This is a genomic window from Streptomyces sp. NPDC057638 (assembly GCF_042800315.1).
Lineage (GTDB): Bacteria > Actinomycetota > Actinomycetes > Streptomycetales > Streptomycetaceae > Streptomyces.
Genome location: NZ_JBHVHF010000105.1, coordinates 1 through 23,730 on the forward strand (window position 1 = coordinate 1; position 23,730 = coordinate 23,730).

18 protein-coding genes are annotated in these 23,730 nt (G+C 70.5%); 6 read left to right on the plus strand and 12 right to left on the minus strand.

Going from position 1 to position 23,730, the window contains the following annotated elements:
* On the plus strand, window positions 1-1,404 hold a 1,404-nt coding region (locus ACFVIM_RS16535), incomplete at its 5' end, for a methylaspartate mutase (protein WP_384301671.1).
* A 4-nt stretch (window positions 1,405-1,408) separates the two neighbouring features.
* Window positions 1,409-4,627: a BTAD domain-containing putative transcriptional regulator gene (locus tag ACFVIM_RS16540; protein ID WP_384301673.1), complete on the plus strand. Its 3,219-nt coding sequence runs from the start codon at window positions 1,409-1,411 to the stop codon at window positions 4,625-4,627.
* A 125-nt stretch (window positions 4,628-4,752) separates the two neighbouring features.
* Here the strand turns inward: ACFVIM_RS16540 and ACFVIM_RS16545 are convergent, their stop codons facing one another.
* Complete coding sequence (locus tag ACFVIM_RS16545) at window positions 4,753-4,965, minus strand: hypothetical protein (protein ID WP_384301675.1); 213 nt, start codon at window positions 4,963-4,965, stop codon at window positions 4,753-4,755.
* A gap of 533 nt (window positions 4,966-5,498) precedes the next feature.
* Here ACFVIM_RS16545 and ACFVIM_RS16550 point away from each other — a divergent pair.
* Entirely contained in the window at window positions 5,499-5,930 is a 432-nt protein-coding gene (locus ACFVIM_RS16550) for a hypothetical protein (RefSeq protein WP_384301677.1), read from the plus strand.
* A 34-nt stretch (window positions 5,931-5,964) separates the two neighbouring features.
* Here the strand turns inward: ACFVIM_RS16550 and ACFVIM_RS16555 are convergent, their stop codons facing one another.
* The 7 genes from ACFVIM_RS16555 to ACFVIM_RS16585 all read right to left on the minus strand — a co-directional run bounded on the left by ACFVIM_RS16555 (window position 5,965) and on the right by ACFVIM_RS16585 (window position 13,998).
* Entirely contained in the window at window positions 5,965-6,966 is a 1,002-nt protein-coding gene (locus tag ACFVIM_RS16555; RefSeq protein ID WP_384301679.1) for an alpha/beta fold hydrolase, read from the minus strand.
* A gap of 41 nt (window positions 6,967-7,007) precedes the next feature.
* Window positions 7,008-7,976: a beta-ketoacyl synthase N-terminal-like domain-containing protein gene (locus tag ACFVIM_RS16560; protein WP_384301681.1), complete on the minus strand. Its 969-nt coding sequence runs from the start codon at window positions 7,974-7,976 to the stop codon at window positions 7,008-7,010.
* A complete protein-coding gene (locus ACFVIM_RS16565) occupies window positions 7,973-9,109 on the minus strand; it encodes a beta-ketoacyl synthase N-terminal-like domain-containing protein (RefSeq protein ID WP_384301683.1) in 1,137 nt (378 codons plus the stop codon). Before ACFVIM_RS16565 ends, ACFVIM_RS16560 begins: the two co-directional genes overlap by 4 nt.
* Window positions 9,106-10,884 (minus strand): AMP-binding protein, encoded by a 1,779-nt coding sequence (locus ACFVIM_RS16570; protein ID WP_384301685.1) that lies wholly within the window; start codon window positions 10,882-10,884, stop codon window positions 9,106-9,108. Before ACFVIM_RS16570 ends, ACFVIM_RS16565 begins: the two co-directional genes overlap by 4 nt.
* Window positions 10,885-11,058: 174 nt before the next feature.
* Window positions 11,059-11,865, minus strand: a complete 807-nt coding sequence (locus ACFVIM_RS16575) for a hypothetical protein (RefSeq protein ID WP_384301687.1) — start codon at window positions 11,863-11,865, stop codon at window positions 11,059-11,061.
* 66 nt (window positions 11,866-11,931) lie between these two features.
* Window positions 11,932-12,648, minus strand: coding sequence for a uracil-DNA glycosylase family protein (locus ACFVIM_RS16580; protein WP_384301689.1), 717 nt, complete (start codon window positions 12,646-12,648; stop codon window positions 11,932-11,934).
* Between the two features lie 126 nt (window positions 12,649-12,774).
* Window positions 12,775-13,998, minus strand: a complete 1,224-nt coding sequence (locus tag ACFVIM_RS16585; protein ID WP_384301691.1) for a class I SAM-dependent methyltransferase — start codon at window positions 13,996-13,998, stop codon at window positions 12,775-12,777.
* Between the two features lie 267 nt (window positions 13,999-14,265).
* Here ACFVIM_RS16585 and ACFVIM_RS16590 point away from each other — a divergent pair, with 267 nt between their 5' ends.
* Window positions 14,266-15,573 (plus strand): XRE family transcriptional regulator, encoded by a 1,308-nt coding sequence (locus ACFVIM_RS16590; RefSeq protein ID WP_384301693.1) that lies wholly within the window; start codon window positions 14,266-14,268, stop codon window positions 15,571-15,573.
* 56 nt (window positions 15,574-15,629) lie between these two features.
* Here ACFVIM_RS16590 and ACFVIM_RS16595 read toward each other — a convergent pair whose 3' ends face one another.
* The 4 genes from ACFVIM_RS16595 to ACFVIM_RS16610 form a co-directional block, all read right to left on the minus strand.
* The gene (locus tag ACFVIM_RS16595) at window positions 15,630-16,628 is read right to left on the minus strand and encodes an NAD-dependent epimerase/dehydratase family protein (protein ID WP_384301695.1); all 999 of its coding nucleotides are present in this window, start codon (window positions 16,626-16,628) and stop codon (window positions 15,630-15,632) included.
* A gap of 267 nt (window positions 16,629-16,895) precedes the next feature.
* Window positions 16,896-18,461: an MFS transporter gene (locus ACFVIM_RS16600; RefSeq protein ID WP_384301697.1), complete on the minus strand. Its 1,566-nt coding sequence runs from the start codon at window positions 18,459-18,461 to the stop codon at window positions 16,896-16,898.
* A gap of 107 nt (window positions 18,462-18,568) precedes the next feature.
* Entirely contained in the window at window positions 18,569-19,447 is an 879-nt protein-coding gene (gene rfbA / locus ACFVIM_RS16605; protein ID WP_384301699.1) for a glucose-1-phosphate thymidylyltransferase RfbA, read from the minus strand.
* Entirely contained in the window at window positions 19,447-20,727 is a 1,281-nt protein-coding gene (locus ACFVIM_RS16610) for an activator-dependent family glycosyltransferase (RefSeq protein WP_384301701.1), read from the minus strand. Before ACFVIM_RS16610 ends, rfbA begins: the two co-directional genes overlap by 1 nt.
* Before the next feature lie 423 nt (window positions 20,728-21,150).
* On the opposite strand from ACFVIM_RS16610, the gene ACFVIM_RS16615 reads away from it, so the two are divergent.
* The gene (locus ACFVIM_RS16615) at window positions 21,151-22,056 is read left to right on the plus strand and encodes an ACP S-malonyltransferase (protein WP_384301703.1); all 906 of its coding nucleotides are present in this window, start codon (window positions 21,151-21,153) and stop codon (window positions 22,054-22,056) included.
* Window positions 22,057-22,079: 23 nt separating this feature from the next.
* The gene (locus tag ACFVIM_RS16620; RefSeq protein WP_384301705.1) at window positions 22,080-23,699 is read left to right on the plus strand and encodes an AMP-binding protein; all 1,620 of its coding nucleotides are present in this window, start codon (window positions 22,080-22,082) and stop codon (window positions 23,697-23,699) included.
* Window positions 23,700-23,730: the final 31 nt, after the last annotated feature.

Sequence of the window (23,730 nt, forward strand, 5' to 3'; positions counted from 1 at the left end):
GTCACCCGCGCCGGTGCCCGCACCCCCGCCACCGACTTCGGCGGCTACGTCCGGCGCGCGGGCGGTGACGGACGGCTGGTCGTCCAGCCCCGGATGGGCTTCGACGCGCCCGACCGGATGCGCGCCGGACTCGCCGCCACCAAGGCCGCCCGCGCGACCACCGTCGGCACGATCACCCTCGACAGCTACACCCGGCTCGGTGAGACCCGGGCCCTCGCCGACGCCCTCGCCCACGGCCGGGAACTCAACGGCTACCCGATCACCACCCACGCCCCCGCCGTCACCTCCGGGATGCTCGCCGGGATCCGCGACGCCTCCTTCCCGGTCCAGGTCCGGCACGGTTCCGCCGTACCCCGGCATATCTTCGACGCCCTCATCGGCCTGGGGATCGAGGCCAGCGAGGGCGGACCGGTCTCGTACTGCCTGCCGTACGGCCGCACCCCGCTGACCGACTCGGTGCGCAACTGGGCCGACGGGGTGCGCCGCTACTCCGCGCTGCGCGAGACGGGCGCCGAACCCCACCTGGAGACCTTCGGCGGCTGTCTGCTGGGCCAGCTCTGCCCGCCCAGCCTGCTGGTGGCGGTGTCCGTGCTGGAGGCGCTCTTCTTCCACCACCACGGTGTCAGTGACGTCTCCGTCAGCTACGCCCAGCAGACCCATCCCGGGCAGGACCGCGAGGCGGTCGCCGCGCTGCGCAGACTCTGCGCCGACCTGATGCCCACCCCGACCTGGCATGTGGTCATCTACGCCTATATGGGGCTGTATCCCGTCACCGAGCACGGCTCCTACGCCCTGCTCGCCGACGCCGCCACGCTCGCCGTCCGCTCCGGCGCCGAGCGGCTGATCGTGAAGACGGTGGCCGAGTCCCGGCGCATCCCCACCATCGGGGAGAATGTCGCCGCGCTGGAGGCCGCCGCGCGGACCGCCGAGGCCGCCGCGCCCGCGCCCGCTGAGCGCGGCGGGCCGACCGAGCCCAACGAGACGTACGAGGAGGCCGCCGCCCTCGTCCACGCCGTACTCGACCTGGACCCGGACCCGGGCGCCGCGCTGATCAAGGCGTTCACCCGGGGCTATCTCGACGTCCCCTGGTGTCTGCACCCGGACAACCAGGGCCGCACCCGCAGCTACATCGACGGTGACGGCCGACTGCGCTGGGCGGACACGGGCGCGCTCCCGATCGGCCGCGCCACCGCCCGTACCGCCAACCGCCACGCCGTCACCACCCGGACCGCGCCCGCGCGCCGCATCACCTCCGCCGACCTCCACGCCGACCTGCTCCATGTCCAGCGCCGCTATGACTCGCTCGCCGACCGCGCCACCGCCCTCAGCCGTTCCTCCGCCAGCGGTCGCCGACCGGGAGAGATCACCGGTGCGGGCGGCGGTCCACGGTTGGGCAATAATTGACGCTATGTGGTTCGGTGTCCTAGGCGAGTTCGAGATACAGCGCGGTGACGGCGACGTGGTGACCGTGCGCGGCCCACGGGCCCGGTCGCTGCTCGTCCTCCTGGCGCTGGAAGCGGGCCGGGTCGTCACCGTCGACGCCCTCATCGAGGGCCTCTACGGCGACCGGCCGCCCGGCGACGCGCTCAACGCCCTCCAGTCCCAGATCTCCCGGCTCCGCCGCGACCTGCGCGGGGCCGCCCCGCACGAACTCGTCGAGTCCCACCCCACCGGCTACCGCCTGGCCGTGGACCCCGACCGCGTGGACGCCCACCGCTTCGAGCGCCTCGCCGCCGAGGGACGGCGTCAGCTCGCCGCCGGGGACCATGTCACCGCCTCGGCCACCCTCCGCCAGGCCCTCGACCTCTGGCACGGCCCCGCCCCCGCCGAACTCGGCGACGCCCCCACCGCCCGCGCCCACGCCCACCGGCTGGAAGAGCTGCGGCTCGCCGCCGTCGAGGACCGCGCCGAGGCCGAACTCGCCCTCGGCGGCCACCGCGAACTCGTCACCGAACTCCAGCAGCTCGTCGCCGCCCACCCGCTGCGGGAGCGGCCCCGGGGACAGCTGATGCGCGCGCTGTACGGCTGCGGCCGCCGTGCCGACGCCCTCGGCGTCTACGAGGACACCCGCCGCATCCTCGCCGACGAACTGGGCAACGACCCCTCCGAGGAACTCGCCGCCGTCCACCTCTCCGTCCTGCGCGGCGACCGCTCCCTCACCACCACCGCGGCCATGCCCGCCCCCGTACCCGTATCCGTACCCACCCCGTCCGAGCCGCCGACCGTCGCGCGCAACAGGCCCCCCGCCCAGCTCACCAGCTTCGTCGGCCGCCGCGACGAACTCGAACGGGTCTCCCGGCTCCTCGGCCCGCTCGACCAGGGCGGCGGCGCCCGGCTGCTCACCGTCGTCGGCTCCGGCGGCTCCGGCAAGACCCGCCTGGCCATCGAGGCCGCCGGACGCGAACCCGGCGACGTCGCCTTCGCCGACCTCAGCGGCGTCGGCGACGGCGACGACCTGACCCGGCAGATACTGAACGCGCTCGGCGTCCGTGAAGGCGTCCTCAACGCGGGCGGGCGCCAGAGCCCGTTCCCCGACACCGTCGAACGCCTCCTCGCCGCCCTCTCCGACACCGAACTGCTGCTCGTCCTCGACAACTGCGAACACGTGGTGGAGGAGGTCGCGCGCCTCGTCTTCCGCCTGCTCAGCTCCTGCCCCCGGGTCCGGGTCCTGGCCACCAGCCGCGAAGCCCTCGGCATCACCGGGGAAGTGCTCTGCCCCGTCCCGCCACTGGCCGCGCCACCCGAAGGGGTCGGCGTCACCGAGGCCCTGGAGTACCCGGCGGTACGGCTCTTCGCCGACCGCGCCATCGCCGTACGGCCCGACTTCCAGGTCGATGCCGACACCGTCGTCCCCGTCGTACGGGTGTGCCGCGCCCTCGACGGACTGCCGCTCGCCATCGAACTCGCCGCGGCCCGGCTGCGCTCCCTGCCCGTCGACGAGGTCGCCGCCCGCCTCGACGACCGGTTCCGGCTGCTGAGCCAGGGCAGCCGCACCGCCTCCCCCCGCCACCAGACCCTGCGCGCCGTCGTCGGCTGGAGCTGGGACCTGCTGGAGGAGGACGAACAGCGCCTCGCCCGCCGCCTCACCGTCTTCGCCGGGGGCTTCACCCTCGCCGCCGCGGGCCGGGTCTGCGAGATGTCCGACGCCGAAGCCGTGGAACGGCTCACCGGACTCGCCGACAAGTCCCTCATCGAAGGCGACGGCGGCCGCTACCGGATGCTCGGCACCGTCCGCGCCTTCTGCGCCGAACGACTCGCCCAGGCCGGCGAGGAGGAACACGTCCACCGCAGGCACACCGAGTACTTCCTCGACCTCGCCCGCACCCTCGAACCCGCCCTGCGCACCGCCGACCAGCTCGACTCACTCGCCCGGCTCGCCGCCGAACACGCCAACCTCCAGGCCGCGCTGCACTGGGCCGTCCGCGCCGACCAGGAGACCGCGCTCCGGCTCATCGCCGACCTCACCTCCTACTGGTGGCTGCGCGGCCTGCGCGGCCACGGCGTCCCCGCCGCCACCGAACTCCTGCGCAAGCTCGGCACCGAGCCGCCGCGCGGACTGGAGGAGGAGTACGTCCTGTGCGTACTCAACGCCGCCGCCGCGGGCAGCGGGGGAACGGAGGAGGGCCAGACCCTCGGCCCCTACTGGCAGCGGGCCGAGGAGATCATCGCCGTACTGGAGTGGCCGCCCCGCTACCCCTTCCTCACCGTGCTGTGGGGCATGGGCACCGGAACGCCCCGCCCCGGCGCCGTCGCCGACGGGCCCCAGCGCTCCGACCCCTGGTCCGACGCCCTCGCCCGGCTCGGCTGGGGCCATATGGCCCTCTTCGGCGGCCAGGTCGCCGAGGCGGAGCGCCAGTTCGAGGCATCCCTCTCCGGCTTCCGCTCCACCGGCGACCGCTGGGGCATGACCCTGTGCCTCGCCGAACTCGCCACCCTCGCCGTCTGGCGCGGCGACGGCACCCGCTCCATGGCCCTGTACGACGAGGCCCTCGCCCTCGCGGGCCAGCTCGGCGCCGTCGAGGACCTGGCCGACCTGCTCTGCCGCAAGGGCGACGGCCTCGTCCTCACCGGCGACTACCCGGCCGCCCGCACCGCCTACGAACGCGCCGCCCGCACCGCCCGCGACGCCGGAGCCCCCACCCGCCCCGCCGCCGTCGAATGGGGCCTCGGCGAGATAGCCCGCCTCAGCGGCGACCTCCCCGCCGCCCGCACCCTGATCGAAGCCGCCCTCGCGGGCTGCGCCACCGGCTGGTTCGCCGTCGAGGAACTCCGCGCCCGCGTCTTCGTCGCCCTCGGCCGCATCGCCGAAGCCGAGGGCGACACCGCCCGCGCCCGCGAATGGCACCAGCGTGCCCTCGACGTGATGATCGGCAGCGGCAACCTCGCGGGCGCCGCCGGAGCCGTCGAAGCCCTCGCCGGAGTGGTCCTGCTGGAGAACGACCCGGAGGGCGCGGCGGTCCTGCTGGGCCTGGGCGCGGGCCTGCGGGGCGTCTCCCTGGACCAGGACCCGGACGTGGGGCGCACGGTGCGGGGGGCGCGGGAGTCGGCGCCGGATTACGCGGTCGCGTACGACCTGGGGCGCGGGATGACGGGGGATGAGGCGCTGGCGTTCTTGGGGAGGGCCTGAGGTCTGTCGGGGGATGTGGGGGGTGCGGGGGGAGTGGTGTGGCCGCCCCGCCGCCCAGGCGCGGGGCGGTGATGGCCGTGATGCGACTGAGGGTGAACTCGTCTACTGGGGGGTAGGTTCCCAGGTCAGGAAGGGTGCCGTCGGCCCGCCTGGTCCACGACGGCGTAGTTGTCCGTCGCGGTGCCTTCCGGGATACGCGTGATGTCTGCCGGGTGCAGCCCGTACGCGAGCACCAGCGTGGCGGCGACCGCCGTGATCTGCTCCTCCTGCGCGATGCGGGCGTGTGGGGAAGTCGCCGCGACAGGCTTGGGGGCGGGCTGGTGAGATGCGGTGGACATGGCTCCTCGCCGAAGCGCAGCGATAATGGTCGGATGACGGGCGGGCGCCAGGTGGTCGGGGCGATCGGGTGGCGGGCACGGACCGTGGCCGCCAGGTCTTCAGGCGAGCCGCGGCGGGCCGCGCCGGGGCATCAAGGCCGCCGACGGACAACGCCCCGTCAATGCGGCCATCTGATGGCTCCTCCCTCGTTCCGGTTTGTCGCAGTACCCGAGCCTCGGCCGGGCATCGCCACCCGTTGCCGGCAGGCGACCGGCCGACCAAACCGACACCGGGGCCCCATGCCGCGTGAACCGACTGATCGAGGTGATGAACGCGGCAACCGACACCGGCTCTTCGGGGCGAGGGCAACCAGCCCGGCATCGCACAGGCGGGGCGTAGCGCCGACCGGCGGCCGCCGCGCCACCGGGCAGGGATGCTCGTCGCATAAAGTGCGGGCGCAGGGGTGTCCGTGTCGTTCACCCAACGATGATCTTGGACGCCTTCGTTCTCATCTCCGCAGGCATCTCTCGGGCCGCACCACCAGGAGGAATCAGTGGCATCGCCGCAAGTGATCACCCCCGAGGAGAAGCTCGCCGAGGCGAAGAGGCAGCTGAGTTTCCCGCGTATCGTCGCGATTTGCGGCTCCACTCGTTTCATGGCCGAGATGGCTGAGGCCGATGTTCGGGAGACCGAAGCCGGACGGATTGTGGTCAAGCCGGGTTGCGACCTGAAGTCGCCGCATGAACTCTGGTCCGATCCTGTCGAGGCCGAGGCGCTGAAGGTTCGACTCGACGCATTGCACCGGTCGAAGATCCTGCTCGCCGACGAGGTACTCGTGGTCGGCGACTACATCGGAGACAGCACGCGGGCTGAGATCGCCTACGCCCGCGCGCTGGGCAGGCCCGTGCGGTTCACGCACCCCGAAGTCGATCCCGAGTCTGAGGGCCCGCCCCCGCGCGCGCCGCGGGCACCCCGTTGGGATTGATCGCCCAGCGGGTGGCGTGGTGGTGAAGGCCAGCTCATGCGCCGACGGAACGCATCGCGGCCGTGATGGCGGCAGCGAGAGGCTGCCGGTGGTCCATCAGGTAGAAGTGGTCGCCCTCGTATCTTTCGAGTCCGCGGAAGTGCGTGGTGAACGCCTGCCAGGAGAGCAGACGGTCCTCGCCGATCAGTTTGTCGTGGCGGCCCCCGAATGCTGAGAGCGGAACGGGCACCGGTTCGGGATCGCGGGGAGGAGCCCAGGTGCCCAGGAGTGTGAAGTCGTTGCGGAACACCGGGGCGAACTGGCGCCAGACGGCCTCGTTGTCGAGGAGCTGCGGCGTGCTGCCGCCGACGTTCCGCAGCCAGCCGCGCAGCTCGTCGTCGGACATCAGGTGAGGGCGTCCGTCGATGCCGGCCTCGCCTTGTGCGGCGCCGTAGGCGGACACACCCAGCCAGGCCGGAAGCGGGTCCCCGTCGTGGTGCAGTCGGCGGGTGAGCTGGTAGGCGATGGCGGCGCCCATGCTGTGGCCGAAGAACCCGAAGGGCCGGCCGAGCAGCGGCTCGATCGCGGTGTGGAAGTAGTCGACCAGCCGGTCGCAGTCGTCGATCAGCGGCACGGTCTGCAGCTGCCCTCGGCCTGGCGCCTCCAGAAGACAGAGGTCCCAGTCCTCGGGGAAGTGCTCCGCCCAGCCCCGGTAGAGCAGGTGCGAGCCGCCCGCGTGGTGGAACAGGAACAGGCGCACAGCTGGGTCGCTCAGCGGCCTCGGGCGGATGACCGGGCAAGCAGACGTCTCGCCGACGAGCGTCGAGATGACGAACGCGTGCAGCTCGGCGAGGGTCCTCGCCCCTCTGATGACCACGGCGTTCTCCGGGACGTCGTAGGCGTTCTCCACGCGGGTGGAGATCTCGAGCATCAGCAGCGAGTCGATATCGAGCTCGTCGCAGAAGAGCGCCTCGTCGGTGACCTCCTCGGGCTCGATCTCCAGTACGCCGGCTATCAGAACGCGGAGCTCCTCGATGTTCACGGACGCAGTGGTCATGGGTGTTCCCCTCGCTCCTCAGCGGATTGACGAATGGGCGATCAAGGGGTGAGCAGCAGAGCGGCTGCCGCGTCGTGGTGTGGGCCTCCAGCTGTGGCGAGGACGTTGCCGGTGGCGCCGCTCTCCAGATGGGCGGCCGCGGCGGCGCACTGCAGGACGCCGAGCGCCCCGGACAGAGGGCCCATCTCGGCTTCCAGGTCGATCCGGCGCGTGCCTGCGAGCAGTTGGCCCGCTTCGGCACTCGCCTCGCCCCCGAGCCACAGTCCAACGGTTGTCTCCTCGGTCATACCGGCGGAGGTCAGCGCCGCGGCGAGGTTCCGGGCCCGTGCGTACCCGGTGATCGTGGCGAAGGGCCGTGCGCCGCGGGACGCGGCCGCGCTCGCCGTTTCGAGGACGATCGCGACCGCCGCGTCGGTGGACTGCTCGCCGAGCAGCTTCGTCGTCACGCCGTTGGCCGGTTCGACTCCGACGACGACAGCCGTGTCGGCGCGCCCGGCCGCCATGAGATTCCGGGCCCAGGCGAGGGCGTCCAGACCGCTCGTGACGCCGTTGCAGACGGTGAGGTTGGGGCCGCGTAGTCCGTAGCGGATGGCCACCCAGCCGGCGATGACATTGCTTGATGTCTGGGGCAGGCCCAAGGGGCTGAGGCCCCTGACGCCTTCCCTGGCGATGGTGTCGGTGGCTTCGCAGACGCTGTCTGCGTTGCCCAGGTTGGTGCTGACCACGACGGCGGTCGAGTCGGCCACGCCCGTGAACGTCGCGTTGGCGTCGGTCAGGCCCGCGTGGTGGAGGGCGGACTCGGCGGCCCGCAGGGCGAGCCGGGACGCCCGGTCCTTGTGGCGCATCTCGCGTCCGCTGAGTCCGGTGGCAGGGTCGAAGCCGCCCTTGCCGGGCAGCGGTCCGAGGAGGTCGTCGTACGTCGCGACACCTGGGGGCGCCAGACCGATGCCCGTGACGACGACCACCTGGGAGCTCGGGATGCCAATTCGTGCGGTGCTCGCCCGGTTCATCGGGCTGCCTCCACGATCGTGACGGCGTTGATCCCTCCGAAGCCGAAGGCGTCGATCTGCGCGATGGCCAGGTTGCTGGCTACCGGGGATCCCTGGACCAGGCCCAGTCCTACGGCCTCGGGGATCGGATCGGTGAGTCCCAGAACCGGGGGGACCGTCCCTTCCTTCATTGCGAGGACCGCCATCAGGAGGCTGAGGAGTCCCGAGCCGCCCAGGGTGTGGCCGGTCATCGCCTTGATGGCGGTCATCAGCGGCCCGGGTCTGGAGCCGTGGAAGATGCGGTGCAGGACGCTCGCCTCCGTCTCGTCGTTGCGGGGGGTTCCGCTGCCGTGGAGCATCACCAGGTCGATGTCCTGCGCCCGTACTCCCGCCCTGCGGTGGGCGTCCTGGACCGCGCGGGTGATGCCATCGGAGTCGGGCGCGGTGGCGTGGTGGGCGTCGCAGTTCATGGACACACCGCGCACCCGAGCGTGCGCGGGCCGACACCCGGTGCGGGTGCGCTGGACGACGATGGCCGCCGCGCCCTCGCCCATCAGCATGCCCTTGTGCGTGGTGTCGAAGGGGCGGAGCGCGTCGGGGGTGTCGTTCTGTACCCGGTCGAGCGTGCCGAAGCCGCTCTCGGTGGCGGCGTCGGTGCCCGCGACGACCACCGTGTCAGCCATTCCGAGGTCGATCATGTCGGTGGCCATGCCGAGCGCGTACAGGGTGGCTGAGCAGGCGTTGGCGAAGGTGTACGTGGTGGACGCCCCAAAGGCATCCTTCAGGGCGGTGCCGAAGTGCAGGTCCGCGAGGGCGACGTCCTCGTGGTCGCGCCACCACAGTTCGAGGCTGCGCTGCTCGCGCATGGTGGTCCCGACCAGTACGGGTACCTGCGACAGGTCGTCGCCCAGGCCCGCGTCGGCGACTGCCTGGCCGACGACGGTGGTGAGCCAGCGGGTGGCGCGGAGCGGGATGTCGCCTCCGCCCTCGGGCCGGTCGTCGATCTCGTAGGCGTAGGCCGCTCGGTACTTGTCGGTTTCGAACGCCCGCAGGGGCTTGCGGCTCTCCTGGCCTGCGCACAGCGCGGCGAATATCTCTTCGGGGCTGGCGCCGATGTTGGCGACGGCGGCCATGCCCGTGATGTCCCAGGTCACGGCTGGCCTGCCGCCTTTCGGAGCTCGAAGGCGGCGAGTTTCCCGGTCGACGTCGTCGGGAGCTCGGCGCGGAACTCCAGACGGGCGGGCCTCTTGTAGGCGGCAAGACCGCCACGGATCGCGGTGATCACCGCGCGCCGCACCACGGCCGGGTCGCATCCCGGCCGGGCCACCAGATAGGCCACGGCCTGCTCCAGGCCGTCCGCATCTCGGCCGCCGACCACCACGCAGTCCTGGACCCCTTCCGCGTCTCGGACGACGCTCTCGATCTCACGCGGATAGACCTTGTAGCCGCCCAGGTTGAGCAGGTCGTCGGCGCGGCAGAGATGGGTGAACGTGCCGTCGGGCGCGCGGCGCACCACGTCGCCGGTGTACGCGCCGCGGTCGGCGAAGGTGACCGCGGCGGCCTCGGGCCGTCCGATGTAGCCGAGGGCGACGGTCGGGCCGGCGATGTGGAGCCGGCCCTCCTCCCCGTCGGTGACGGGCGTGCCGTCCGCGGCGCGGACGGTCGCGGTGATCCCGGGCACCGGGACCCCTAAGGTGCCCGGAAGCTCTTTCCCGGGCGGGGTGCCGACGACGATGTGGAGCACCTCGGTGGCGCCGAGACCGTTGAGCAGGTCGGCCTGGAAGGCGGTGCGGATCCGCTCGCTGAGCGGAGCGGGCAGATTCTCGCCTGCCGTGACGCAGAGCCGCACGGAGCCGCAGGCGAGCGCCGTCGGATCGGAGGCGTTCAGCAGCGCGGCGTACAGCCGTGGGACGGAGAACAGCACGGTGGGCTGGTGGTGCCGGATCGCGGCGGTGAGTGCGTGGGCGTCGACCGTGCCGCGGATGAGCGCGACGCGGGAGCCGGCCGCCAGGGCGCATAGGACGGAGCTGCCGAAGCCGTAGCCGAAGGACATCCGGGCGCTGCACAGCACGGTGTCCCCGGGGGTCAGCGCCAGTACCGTGCCGATGCCGTCGGCCAGCGCCGCGATCGCTCCGGCCGAGTGCCGCACCCCCTTGGGCATGCCGGTGCTTCCAGAGGTGTACTGCACGAGCGCCTCACGCCCCGCACTCCACGCGGCCGCAGGGCCGGCCTCCTGCGGGCGGCGTGCGGGGCCGGGCTCGGCCGTGGCCAGAGCGGCGAGGACGTCCGCGCCGGCGAACCGGGTCGTCGTCTCGAACAGCTCCTCCAGGGCGCGTTGCCGCTTGGGGGCTGCGTCGAGGTGCACCATCGCGGCGGCGCAGTCCTCGGCGATGTAGCGGACCTCGTCGTCCGTGAGCATCGGGCTGATCACCACGGGGACGCAGCCCTGCCACCACAGGCCGAGGACGGCGACGACGGTCGCCACGGAGTCGTCGGCGACCAGGAGGCCGCGGGTACCCTTCGGCACGTCGGCTGCCCTGAGGGCGCCCGCGTATCCGCGTACCGCTTCCAGGAGGGCGGCGTAGGTCACCTCCCCCGCCTGGGGGTCGAGGTAGCTGGTCCTGTCGCCCCGGCCGGCGCAGACGTGACCCGCCACCAGACGGTCGATCAGATTGACCCCGCTCGCCCGCCCGCTGAGCACGGACACCGCGGCGTCCAGGCTGGTGAGGGCTGCCGCTTCCTCGGCGGACAGGGCTCCGAACTCGCGCTCGATCGCGGCCGCGATCGCAACCTTCTCCAGGGAGCTGATTCCGAGGTCCTCGTAGAACAGGGCATCGGACTCGAAGGCGTCCCTTTCGACTTCGAGGACGGTCGCCACGATCTCTCGAAGCCTGTCGGGGACTGTATCGATGGGTTCTGCGTCGCGCATCGGCAGATGTCCTTTCCGTATCTTCGTCATCGAGAAGTGAGATCTGGTGGGACAGAGAGCGAGGGTGAGCCGGAGACCTGCTTGCAGGGCCCTTTGCCGTTCGCCGAAACGTCGCGTGGTCCCGGCCAGGGATGCAGGAGCGGGGTGGGGTGCCGCAGCGCCGGGCGGGAGTGCTCAGACTTTCAGGCCGACCTCACAGGGGAACAGGACAGAAGCGTCCAGGGGTTCCTCCGTGAAGATGACCCTCTTGGAATGCGCGGACATGAAGCCGAGCTCGAAGATGGTGCCCTTTCCGACGAGACCGCCGGGGTTGCACACGACAACGGCGTCGGATTTCCTGAACGCGTCCATGTGCACGTACTTGTGCCGCCACGTGTCGCGTTCGTTCTTCAGGAGATCCTGGTAGTCGAAGAGGATGAAGTCGGTGCCCGCGGTCTCCGGCTTGATCCTTGTGGACTGAGGGCTCAGCACTACGGTGCCGCTCTCGCGCAGCCGGGCGATGGTGTCCTCGATATACCCCAGAGACTGCTGGAAGCTGCCGCAGACAACAGCACTCCGGAACTCCCGCCGGATCAAGCCTTCCATCATGCGGTTCGATCTGCACGCGGACATGCCCGTTTCCAGGTAGAAATGCTCCAGTTCAGGCCCGACTATGTTGAAATAGAGGCCGGAGTCGACATAGACGCTGTTGATCAGTGCGGCCGCATCCGGCTGCGGGAGCTGCTGAAAGACCCCGGTGGCGTACAGGCGCGTTGTCTTGTTGTCGACGGCCTCGTTGAACTCCTTGAGCCCTGCGCAGAACTCGCGAACTCTCTCTGCCAGCACCTCGCGGGAGCGGGGGTCTTCAAACGTGAGCCGCTCCCTTGTGAGCAGTTTCAAATCGCCGCTCTGGGAGCGGTAAACGCTCGCGTGTTCCGTGTCGAAGTGGACCAGGACCCTGCCTGCTGCCGTCAATGTACTGTTCTCCATATCTTCCTGCACGCTGGAAGCCTACGGCCTGCATCGAATTGGCTGAGAGGTTGGCAAGCGTTCGGGAGGACGCCGCAACTAGTCGTGCCCTTCACGGAAGGCGCTGAGGTACTTCTCGGCGAATTCTTCCTCCCTGTCCCGGTTGTATTGAGTGATGAAACGCGGGTGTTCCAAGGGGACGATCCTTTGGAAGAAGCGCTGGCCCTCGTTTGCCTTCGAGAGGAACGCGTAGTTCTCGCCACTGCCAATGCAGTAGCAGACCGAGGTGTCAGTGCCGAATGCCAGCTGGCGTTCCAGGGTGTCCACGAGGAAGGAGTCAAGGAGCTCCAGCAGCTTCTTGTTCTCGTAGTAGTTGCAGTTGACCTCTTTTCCCTTGGGGTTCGTTCTCGCCAGGCCAAGGGGGCACACAAAACTCATGACGAAGTCGGCGTAGAACGTGCCGCGGCCCCCATAGCGGCTGATGACGTCGTGCAGGAACCCGGCGGAGGGCCGGCTCACCGCATAGCCGTCGACATCGACTCCCGTGTCGCTTTCGAGGAGCTTGGCATCTTCGAACGGGACCCCGGTCACGGCCGTGCCGCGTCGGGCGGGCGAGCTCCCCAGTACCAGACGGCGCGGTCTGTCGTCGTCGTAGAACTTGTGGTAGAACGCCGTCGTGATCTCCCGGACACGATCCTTCTGAGGGCCGCTGAACGGATTGATGGCCGTGAATCCAGGAGGCAGTGCAAGCGTCGTTCCCGCAAGTTCCTCGTTGAACTGCAGGATCCGACGGGCAACAGACGTTCGCTCGGTCATTGCAGAAGTCCTTCCTTCACGCTGGTCACGCTGAGCAGTCCGGTCGCACCCGGCCGTCTGCGATCCAGTCGCCCCGCAGGACTGATGAGACGTCGCGGACGTGGCCGGCCGGAGCGGCGGGAGACGTTAAGCGGTGACAGCCGACAGGTAAATCTCGGCACTTGTCGGGAACATTCGAATTTCTTTGAATCCGGCACGATCGAGCTCCGCGCCAATCAGATTGGCTTTGTCCATTCCGCGATAGATGTCGACGAAGTCTGTACCGGGGATGATCAGTCCCGGGACAATTTGGCCTCGCTGAGCATACAGAAACCCGTTGGCCACGGAGACGATAATCACCGCACCGGGCTTCAGGACTCTGTGCGCCTCCGAAACCGCTGCGGATGTGTCGAAGAACGATGAGTTGTACGTTCTCAAGGAGACATACAGATCGTAACTGTTCTCCGGTAGCGCCGACAGGTCTTCGGCGCTGGAAACGACCGTTCTCGACGAGGGAATGCGTTCACGTATCTTCGCAAGGCCGCGTTCCGCGATGTCGGAAAAGGTGATCTGCGGGCAATCTGAAAACAGAGCCGCTGCTTCGTGGCCGGCCCCGACGCCGACGTTGAGGATGTTGGCGGCAGACAGAGGCGTTGTGGACGACCTCCTGTGTACCGACTTGAAGTCGTCGGTCCACCTCGAGTTGGCGGCACGAGCGTCGTACGCGTAGTCGTAGGTGCCGTACTTCGCGTCAAAGGCTTCGGACAGTGCGTCGTCTACGGCGCGATCAGCCTCCTTGTGCTCGACCCCATACCTCTGGCAGATCAGAGAAGCAAGCGCGATCCTCCCCCTGTTCGCATTGACATCACTCCTGGAAAGCGCGAACCCGCTCGACGTCAGCCGGGTGGCGACGGCTTCACTGATGCGATGTGTGGAGTAGTGACGGTTACATTCGATATTTTGCTCGCTCGCTGCGTAGGATTCTTGGTTCTGCTCGAGGATCTCGCGCTGCAAGTCATCGGGGAAGCGGTGTATGAGACCTCGTGCAGTGATGGGATCGTCGTCGAGGTAACTCGTCAGTGCGGGGTCTGGCAGACCGACGCAGACCCTGTCCATGCGTACTTCCTTCAAGAGCTCGCCGAGCTCGAACGAGCAGTCCGCTGACAGGGTGTTAATCGTCAGATATGCGCTGTGTGCGCTGGATATTCCGAGTTCTTGAATCCTGCTACGCAGAGTGCGATACCAGGATGCGCCGCGTACTTCTCCCTCGAAGGCGGAGCAAATCAACTCGTGGTGTTCAGAAACGAGCGCAACACCGACCCGCCGACCTGCTTGCGACGACCTCTGTCCGATGCCAATGGCGTAGTTCATCCAGTAGATGCTGTTCGGACTCATGCGGGCCTCTGTCCCTCGGAGGCACTGGGCCCCCTGTTGGCTGACAGAACCAAGCGGGTGATCACCTTCACAGGCATCCTTCGTGGTGACACAGAACGTGAGCCCGCCGTGTTCGAGCCGCTCGGGGAGGTCGAGTGTGCGTTCAACTTGACTGATGAGTCCATGAGTTGACGGGGGTCCTGTCGGGGGTCCCGCCCGGCCGGAACCGTTCCCTGCCGCGCCCGGCGGTGGGACGATGCGCACGTGGAGACCACCAGTCACCCGCTCGCGCTGGCTCGCCTCGCCGCCGGCCTGACCCGGGTCGAGTTCGCGGCCCGCGTCCGGGCCGCCGCTGCCCGGCGGGGCCTGCGCTCAGGCACGGACCGGCACCGGGTCCGCAAGTGGGAAGTCGCGGATGTCACCCCCGACGCGGAGGCCCAGCAGTACATCGCCGAAGTCCTCGGCATCCCGCCCGGCGCGGTCACCCCGAATGAATGGCCGGCCTGGCTCCCGGCGGCCGTGGTCCCCCTCGGCCCGGCCAATACTGTTCCCGCTCTGCGAGAGGCTCTGAGAACTGTGGACCGCCGATGCTTCCTCACCGCCGTCCCGGCCGCCGCCACCGTCGCCCTCGCCGCCGACTGGGCCCACGCAACCCCTGCGGCCCTGACCGCCACAGCCCGGGGTGGTAAACCCGTCGGGGATGATGTCGTCGAACTACTGGAAGAGGGCGGACGCCGCCTCACCACTCTGGTCACTGAGCAGCGCCAGCACATGGCAGCCCTGCTGGACGCCCACCTCACCACGGTGACCGACCTCATCGCCCAAGGCCGCTACCCCCCTCGGCTCGGGCTCCGCCTCCACCGGCTCGCCGCCTCCCTGGCGCAGACCGCGGGTTGGTGGCGCTTCGACCACGGCCGTCACCACGAGGCCACCGTCTACTGGACCGCCGCCCTCCACAGCGCCCATGCCCTGGGCGACCCGGACCTCGGCGCCAACACTCTCGGTGATCTCGCCTACCAAGCGGCCTGGCGCCGCGACCACGGCACCGCCGCCACCCTCCTGCGCCACGCCCTCACCCGCGCCGAACACCCCGCCGCCCAGGCGCTTCTTCAGCTCCGGTACGCCCGCGCGGTGGCCGCCCAGGGGGAGAAACGGGAAACCCTCCGGGCCCTGGATGCTGCCGAACACCTCCTCGGCGTCTCGGCCTCCCGGCCCCGGCCCGCGTTCTGCACCTGGCTCTCCGAGGCCGACCTCGCGGTCGACAGCGGCCAGGCACTCCTGCAACTCGGCGACACTCACCGCGCGCACCGGCTCATCGCGGAAGGGCAGCGGCTTCTGCCCGCCATCCGTGCGAAAACCACGGCCGTCTTCCACACCTACCAGGCCGCATCCGACCTGGAACGCGGTGAACCGGAACGGGCCGCGGCAGCCGCCCTCGAATCCCTCCTCACCGCCCGCCGTATCGGTGCCCCCCGCTGCGAACAGCTCGTACACGACCTCATGCCCCGCTTCCAGCACTACCGAAGTGCCGAGGGGGTACCCGAACTCCTCGACCTCGCCGAGGCCGTCTGATCCCAGCTCGGGAAGCGTGCCCCGCGGGTGCGGCGACGCCGTCAGCCCGCCCGCGTTCACCCCAGCGCGTCCAGCAGCTCCCGCTCCCGCCCCGCGCTCAGGCCCGCTCGCCGGTCCCGGTGCAGGCCCTGCTGGCGTTCCCAGTGAAGGACGTCCGCCAGGAGTTCCTCGCGCGGGCGGTGTCGCAGGCCCGCGGCGCGGGCCGCCGTTCCGCTGCGGGCGGAGAAGCCTTCCCAGCCCGGCTCGGGCAGCCACATGGGCAGGGACTCGGGGCCCATGTACTGGGCCACGCCCTGGTTCAGCAGCCATGCCGTGTCGGCGGGTACCACCGGGCCCGTGTGGCCGCCGACGGTGCGGGACAGGGTGAGCCACTCCGCGAGGGGGAGCTGCGGGCCGACCGCGTCGAAGACGCCGGTACGCCGGGCCTCGGCGCACTCCAGCAGCCAGGTGGCCAGGTCCCGTACGTCCACGATCTGGGTCGGGAACGCGGGGGTGTCGGGTACCAGCATCGGGCCGTGGGGGTCGCGGGCGGCGCGGGCCGCCCAGTAGCCGGAGCGGCCGCTGGTGTCGCCGGGGCCGCCGATGAGGCCCGCGCGTGCGATGAGCAGCCGGTCGGCGAGGGCGGCCGTCGATGCCCGCTCGCACACCACCTTCGCCTCGCCGTACACCGTGCGGTCGACCTCGCCGCCGTCCGTCACGGCGGTGGTCGGGACGAGGAGCGGCGCGGACTCGTCCGCTCCCGGGGTTCCCTGGAAGCCGTACGCGCTACAGCTGGAGACATACGTCCAGTGCCCGGCGCGTCCGGCCAGCGCGTCCAGCGCCCCGCGGACGAAGTCGGGCTGCCATGACACCTCCACGACGGCGTCCCAGTGCCGGTCGAGGAGCGCCGCGTAGGCGTCCGGCTCGCGCCGGTCGGCGACGACCAGGCGGGCTCCGGCGGTGACCTCCCCGCTCGCTCCGCGCGCCAGGCAGGTCACCCGGTGCCCGCGCTCTACCGCCTGCCGCGACACCTCACGGCCCAGCCATGCTGTTCCACCCAGGACCAAGATCTCCATACCGTCATGGAAACAGCCGGATGCCGTGCGGGCCAAGGATGTTCGCCAACAGCTCAGTTCGGTCCACCCCCGTAAAAGGGTGACACCGGCACCCGGGGGAGGGGTGCCGGTGTCGTGGGGGGATGGGTGCCGTCGTCGGTGGTACGGGGGATGACCGCGACGACGGCACCCGGGGTGGGGCCGCCCCGACCCTCGACAGAGGTGGTGAGCTGGCGGCCCCGCTGTCCGGTGCGCGGTCAGGCGCACCGGAGCCTGTGGGTCGGTCGGTCAGTGGGCCGAGGAGTACGCCTGGACCGACTCGTCGCCGGGCTGCTCGTCCTCGATGACCTTGGGGACGCCGCGCAGGGTGGCGAGGGAGACCAGGGCGACCAGGCCCATCACTCCCGCCGCGACCAGGGCGGAGACATGGAAGGCGTCCACGAAGGCGTGGCGTGCGGCCTCCATGACCTGGGCGGCGAGTTCGGCCGGGAGGGTCGCGGCGACATGGGCGGCGGCCGCGATGGAGTCCTCGATCACGGGGACGACCGGGGCGGGGACACCGTCGGGGAGTTCGACGCCCTTGGTGTAGGCGGAGTTCAGGGCGGAGCCGAGGACCGCGATACCGAGGGCGCCACCGACCTCCATCGCCGTCTCGGAGATCGCCGCGCCCGAACCGGCCCGCTCCTTGGGGACGGTGGCCAGCACGGTGTCACCGGTGACCGCGAAGGCCATACCGAAGCCGATGCCGACCGGCACCATCGCCACCACCAGCATCAGGTAGTTGGACTCCATGCCCGCCGTGGTGTACAGCGCGAGTCCGATGGCGCCCAGACCGAGGCCGATGCCCACGGTCTTGGCGCGTCCGATCGCCGAGATCATCGGGGCGGCCAGGGCGCCACCGCCGATCGCGGAGGCAGCCGCGCCGGGCAGCCCGGCCAGGCCCGCCGTCAGCGGCGACCAGCCGAGGACGAGCTGGAAGTACTGGGCGAAGATCAGGGACTGCGCCACCATCGCGAACATCGCGAACATATTGGCCGTGACGGCTCCGGTGAACGCGGCCCGGCGGAAGAGCCGGACATCGATCAGCGGGTGCTCCAGCTTGGTCTGGCGCACCACGAACAGAGTGATCGCCGCCAGGCCCGCCAGGCCCGCGCCCAGCGCGGCCGGTTCCGCGATGCCCTCGTGGGCGGCTTCCTTCACCGCGTACACCAGGCCGATGACACCACCGGTGGACAGGACCACGCTGAGCAGGTCCAGCCGGCCCGGGACCGGGTTGCTGGACTCCGGCAGGAACACCAGGGCCGCGATGAAGAGGACCAGCAGGATGGGGATGTTGATCAGGAAGACCGAGCCCCACCAGAAGTGGTTCAGCAGCGCGCCACCGATGATCGGCCCGAGCACGAAGCCGGAGGCGGACATGCCGCTCCACAGGCCGATCGCGGCGGTCCGCTCCTTGGGGTCGGTGAACACATTGCGCAGGATGGAGAGGGTGGACGGCATGATCGTCGCACCGGCCGCGCCGAGCAGGACCCGCGCCACCATCAGCATCTCGGCGTTGGGTGCGTACGCGGTGAGCAGGGACGCGGCGCCGAAGGCGACCGTACCGATCAGGAGCAGTTTCTTACGGCCGATCCGGTCACCCACCGAACCCATGGTGATGAGCAGACCCGCCAGCACGAAGCCGTAGATGTCGGCGATCCACAGGATCTGGGTCGCCGAGGGGTCGAGATCGCTGGTCAGCTTCGGGATGGCGAGGTGCAGGACGGTGAGGTCGACGGTCAGCAGGACGACGGCCGCGCACGCGATGGCGAGGACCAGTCCTTTCCGAACGCCTCCGTTGACTGGAGTGGACATGATGTCAGTCTTACGGTCGGGCCTTACCGTCCACGCACCGTTCGCTTACCGGCCGCGCACCGCCCCGTCAGTGGGGCGGTGCGTGGCGTTTTCGCAGGTGAGAAGGGTTACGCGGAGGCCAGTTCGGCCGCGATGGCGCGTACGTACGCACCGTACGCTGACGCGGGCTGACGGGCGCCGAGGCTCTCGCACGCCTCCGCGTCGATAAAGCCCATACGCAGCGCCACTTCCTCCACGCACGCGATCCGTACACCCTGGCGCTGTTCCAGTACGGAGACGTACTGTCCGGCCGCCAGCAGCGAGGAGGGGGTCCCGGCGTCCAGCCAGGCGAAGCCCCGGCCGAGGTCGACCAGTTTGGCCCGGCCCTGCTCGACGTAGTGCTGGTTCACATCGGTGATCTCCAGTTCGCCGCGCGGTGAGGGCCGCAGGTTCTTGGCGACGTCGATCACGTCGTTGTCGTAGAAGTACAGCCCCACGATGGCCCGGTTGGAGCGCGGCCGGGCGGGCTTCTCCTCGATGGAGACCAGCCGGCCGGTGTCGTCGGTGACCCCGACGCCGTACCGTTCCGGGTCCTCCACCGGGTAGCCGAACAGCACACACCCGTCGAGGTCGCGTGCGGCGCCCTGGAGGATCTCGTAGAAGTTGTTGCCGTGGAAGACGTTGTCCCCGAGCACCAGCGCCACCGGATCGTCACCGATGTTGTCCGCGGCGAGGATGAACGCCTCCGCCAGGCCGCCGGGCACCGGCTGTTCCACATAGTCGAGCTGGAGCCCCAGCTGGGAGCCGTCGCCTAGCAGGCGGCGGATCTGGGGCAGGTCGACGGGGGTGGAGATGATGGTGATCTCCCGGATCCCGGCCAGCATCAGCACCGAGAGCGGGTAGTAGATCATCGGCTTGTCGTTGACCGGCAGCAGCTGTTTGGAGACGGCGAGCGTCAGCGGGTGGAGCCGGGAGCCATGGCCCCCGGCCAGCAGGATCCCCTTCATCAGCGCTGGGCCGCGAGCCGTTCCAGCTCGGCCACGATGTCGGCGGGCGCGGGCGCGGACTGGAGCTCCTTGCTGAGGCGCTCGGCGCTGTCGCTGAACCCGGCCTCGCCGATCACCCGGTTCACGGCGGCGCGCAGGGTCTCCGCGGTGAACTCCTTCGGCTCGATCATCAGGCCCGCGCCCTCGCGCTCGACCGCGAGCGCGGTCGCCCGCTCGTCCCACAGCCACCCCGGCACGATCACCTGCGGCACCCCGTGGCGCAGCGCGTTCTGGAGCGTCCCCATACCGCCGTGGTGGATGATCGCCGAGCAGGTCGGCAGCAGCTCGTTCAGCGGGACGAAGTCCACCAGCCGTACGTTCTCCGGCAGTTCCGTCCCGGCCAGCGACTCACGGACCGCCGCACCGACGGTGGCGATCAGCTCGATGTCCATCTCGGCCGCCGCCGCGAGGAGATCGCTGATGGGGAAGCCGGGGTTGTACGCCTCGGGCAGGGTCAGCCCCAGGGTGAGCACCACCCGGGGCCGCTCCGGCTTCTCGAAGGTGACCCAGTCCGGCACCACCGACGGCCCGTTGTACGGGACCGGGCGGACCGGCACCCGCTCAAGCCCGGCGTCGATCCGCAGGAAGGAGGGCAGCGGGTCGATGGTGGTCTGGCCGACCACCAGCTCCTCGTCGAAGCGGCCGTCACCCTCGGGGTCACAGCCGAGCCCGGCCAGCCGGCCGGTGATCCAGTCCCGCAGCACATCCACCCGGGCGTCCTCGGGCTGCTCGGCGGCGAGCTTCAGGAACAGCTCCCGCATCCGGGCCCAGTGGTCGGTGCCGAACAGCAGCCGCGCGTGCGCGGCGCCACAGGCCCGCGCGGCGGCGGGGCCGACGTAGCTCATCGCGTCCCACAGCACCAGGTCCGGCTGCCACTCGCGGGCGAACGCGGTCAGGTCGGTGAGCATCTCGGTGTTGGTGGACAGCTCCGCGATATGGCTGTAGGCCGCCAGGGTGTCCCGGACGTACTCCCAGGTCAGCTTGGCCGGGTCGGTCTCGGAGATGCTGAAGCCCATGCCGTAGCCGGCCTCCGCCGACTCCGGGGCCTGCCGGGACTGCTCCATCAGGTTCAGTTCCTGGCCCACCGGCACGGCGGTCAGTCCGGCCCGGGTGATGGTGGGCACCAGATCCGGCTGGCTGGCCACCCGCACCTCGTGACCCGCGGTGCGCAGGGCCCACGCGATGGGCACCGTGTTGTAGAAGTGCGAATCGAGCGCGAGCGTCGTGATCAGGACACGCATGTCTTACTCTCCCTGGTGAACGGAGATGCCGGGTGCGGCGAGTCCGCGACGAGTCCGCGACGGGCGCGGGCCCCTGTCCCAGTTCTCCGGTCAGTGGAGGAGCGGCACACGGCTTCCCTCTCTCTGCGTATGAACGGTAGGGCGGTCACCGGGGCGGACCAACCCCTAGCGTCAAGAGTCCGCCCCTAGCTCTCACCAAGGGCCTGTTAGGGGTTTTTCGGGCACCGGCCCTTCCTTACGTTGGACGTCCGCGGCAGGAACGGAAGGCGGATGGCCATGCACAGGGACGAACCCATGGGACCGACGGAACCCATGGGAGGGAGAGGACCCACGGGTTCAGCGGGTGCTTCGGGCCCTGAGGGAGCGACCGGCCCTGCGGGTGCCACGGGATCCGCGTCGCGTTCCGCGATCGTCTTTCCCGGCATGGGAGCGGTCTCCTTCGCGGACGTCGGCAAGTTCATGGTGGCCAACCCGTTCGCGCGGCGGCGGGTCGCCATCGCCGAGGAGGTCCTCGGCTACTCCCTCATCGACGCCTACCGCGACTCCGGGGACGACTACAGCGAGGCCGCCCAGGTCGCGTTCCTGGTCAACTGTCTCGCCCTGGCCGACTGGGCGGAGGCCGAACTCGGCATCGCCCCCGAGCTCTGCGCGGGCCCCAGCTTCGGCGGCAAGGCGGCCGCGGCCTACGCGGGCTGTCTGCCGTTCTCCGACGCCGTCCTGATGACCGCCCGGCTCGCCGGATGCCAGGACGACTACTTCGCCGAGCACCACACCGACATCGTCACCCACTCCTTCGTGCGCACCCCCGAGGAGCGGCTCAAGGAACTGCTCGCGGAGCTCGACGAGCGCGGCGACTGGTACGACCTCGCCTGCCATGTCGACGACGACTTCTACATGGTCACCCTGGCCGAGAGCGGCCTCGACCGGTTCCAGGAGCGGATCCGCTCCCTCGGCGGGCTCTCCCTCTACACCATGCGACCGCCGCTGCACTCGGCCGCCTTCGCCGATCTGCGGCGCAGGGCCGAGGACGAGGTCCTCGGCAAACTGCCCTTCGCGGACCCGGGGCTGCCCGTCGTCTCCGACCACGACGGCTCCCTGCTCACCACCGGCGACCAGGTGCGCACCCTCCTCCTCGACGGCATCACCCGGCCCATGCGCTGGCCCGGTGTGGTGGACGCGCTGCGCGGCCAGGGGATCACGACCGTCCATGTCTCCGGCCCGGACAACCTCTTCGGCCGCGTCGCCCGCACCACCGACAACTTCGAGGTGGTGCGCGTCAACCCCCGGCTGGCACTCCAGCCCCGCAGCAGGCCCCACACCGGGGCGTGAGACACCATCCGAGGAGCGGCCCCATGTCCGAGACGTACGGCGGTGCTCCGTCCGAGGCGTACGGCGGTGCCCTGTACGCGCGGTTCCAGCGCGGACTCGCCCTGGCTCCCGAGCGCGCCGCGGTACGGGGGCCCGGCTGGGCCCTGACCTACCGCGAGCTGCATGAGCGGTCCCTGACCTGGGCCGGTTCCCTGCTGCACGCCATCGGGGAGGCGGACGGCTCCGGTCAGCCCCGTACGGTCGGTGTGCTCGCCGCCAAGGGGCCCGACGCCTACACCGGGGTGCTGGCGGGGCTGTGCGCGGGGCTGACCGTGGTACCGGTCAGCCCCGACTTCCCCGCGCCCCGCGTCCGGCAGATGCTGGACGCGGCCGGGGTGTCCGCGGTCATCGCCGACGGGCCCGGCGCGGCCCTGCTCGCCGACGGAACGGCCGATGGAACGGCCGATGGAACGGCCGATGGAACGGCTGACGGAACGGCCGACGGGCGGCCCCTGCCGGTGCTGGCCACCGAGGGCGGCACCCTGCGGCCCGACCCGGCGCGTGCCCTGACCGGTCCGCGTCCCGTCCGCCCCGAGGACAGCGCCTACCTCCTGTTCACCTCCGGGTCCACCGGCCGTCCCAAGGGCGTGCGCGTCACCCACGGCGGGGCCGGGCACTACTTCCAGGAGCTGGACGCCCGCTACGACTTCACCCCCGAGGACGTCTTCTCCCAGACGTTCGACCTGAACTTCGACTGCGCGATGTTCGACCTGTTCTGCGCGTGGGGCGCGGGCGCGACCCTCCAGCAGATCCCGGCCGCCGCATACCGCGATCTGCCGGGGTATGTCGCGTCCGCCGGGATCACCGTCTGGTTCTCCACACCCAGCGCCATCGCCCTGGCCCGCCGCACCGGCGGACTGGACGCCGGGGTCCTGCCCGGAGTGCGCTGGAGCTTCTTCGCCGGTGAGGCGTTCACCGACCGGGACGCCGCCGACTGGCACCGGGCCGCCCCGCACACGTACATCGAGAACCTCTACGGGCCGACCGAGCTGACCGTCACCATCACCGGCCACCGCTGGTCGCCCGAGGACCCCGCGCACTGGACCGTCAACGGGGTCGTGCCCATCGGCACCGTCCACAAGGGACATGACTGGCTGCTGCTGGGCCCCGACGGCGCACCCGTGCCCGACGAGGGCGAACTCATCGTCTCCGGGCCGCAGATGACCTCCGGCTATCTCGACCCGCGCGACGAGGAGGGCCGCTTCCTCGACCATGACGGCCGCCGCTGGTACCGCACCGGCGACCGGGTCCGCCAGGTGGGTCAGGGGGTGCTGGCCTATGTGGACCGGCTCGACGCCCAGGTGCAGGTGCAGGGCTGGCGGGTCGAGCCCGCCGAGATCGACGAGCGGCTGCGGTCGGTGGACGGGGTCGAGGACGCCGTCACCGTCGCGGTGCCCGGACCCGACGGGCAGAGCGTCCTGGTCGCCTTCCACACCGGGGAGCGGCTCTCCCCGGCCGCCCTGGCCCGGGGACTGCGTGCCCAGCTGCCGGACCGGATGATCCCGCGCCGCTTCGCCCATCTGGACACCTTCCCGCTCAACCCCAACCGCAAGACCGACCGCAAGGCGCTGCGCGCCGCCGCCGCCGAACTGCTGGGCGGCTGACGGGTCGTACGAGAGCCGCCGGACACCGGGT

Bases quoted from the DNA above. Each gene is read 5' to 3' on its own strand.
- ACFVIM_RS16540 (WP_384301673.1), top strand. From the start codon at position 1,409: ATGTGGTTCGGTGTCCTAGGCGAGTTCGAGATACAGCGCGGTGACGGC.
- ACFVIM_RS16545 (WP_384301675.1), bottom strand. From the start codon at position 4,965: ATGTCCACCGCATCTCACCAGCCCGCCCCCAAGCCTGTCGCGGCGACT.
- ACFVIM_RS16555 (WP_384301679.1), bottom strand. From the start codon at position 6,966: ATGACCACTGCGTCCGTGAACATCGAGGAGCTCCGCGTTCTGATAGCC.
- ACFVIM_RS16560 (WP_384301681.1), bottom strand. From the start codon at position 7,976: ATGAACCGGGCGAGCACCGCACGAATTGGCATCCCGAGCTCCCAGGTG.
- ACFVIM_RS16570 (WP_384301685.1), bottom strand. From the start codon at position 10,884: ATGCGCGACGCAGAACCCATCGATACAGTCCCCGACAGGCTTCGAGAG.
- ACFVIM_RS16580 (WP_384301689.1), bottom strand. From the start codon at position 12,648: ATGACCGAGCGAACGTCTGTTGCCCGTCGGATCCTGCAGTTCAACGAG.
- ACFVIM_RS16585 (WP_384301691.1), bottom strand. From the start codon at position 13,998: ATGAACTACGCCATTGGCATCGGACAGAGGTCGTCGCAAGCAGGTCGG.
- ACFVIM_RS16595 (WP_384301695.1), bottom strand. From the start codon at position 16,628: ATGGAGATCTTGGTCCTGGGTGGAACAGCATGGCTGGGCCGTGAGGTG.
- ACFVIM_RS16600 (WP_384301697.1), bottom strand. From the start codon at position 18,461: ATGTCCACTCCAGTCAACGGAGGCGTTCGGAAAGGACTGGTCCTCGCC.
- rfbA (WP_384301699.1), bottom strand. From the start codon at position 19,447: ATGAAGGGGATCCTGCTGGCCGGGGGCCATGGCTCCCGGCTCCACCCG.
- ACFVIM_RS16610 (WP_384301701.1), bottom strand. From the start codon at position 20,727: ATGCGTGTCCTGATCACGACGCTCGCGCTCGATTCGCACTTCTACAAC.
- ACFVIM_RS16615 (WP_384301703.1), top strand. From the start codon at position 21,151: ATGGGAGCGGTCTCCTTCGCGGACGTCGGCAAGTTCATGGTGGCCAAC.
- ACFVIM_RS16620 (WP_384301705.1), top strand. From the start codon at position 22,080: ATGTCCGAGACGTACGGCGGTGCTCCGTCCGAGGCGTACGGCGGTGCC.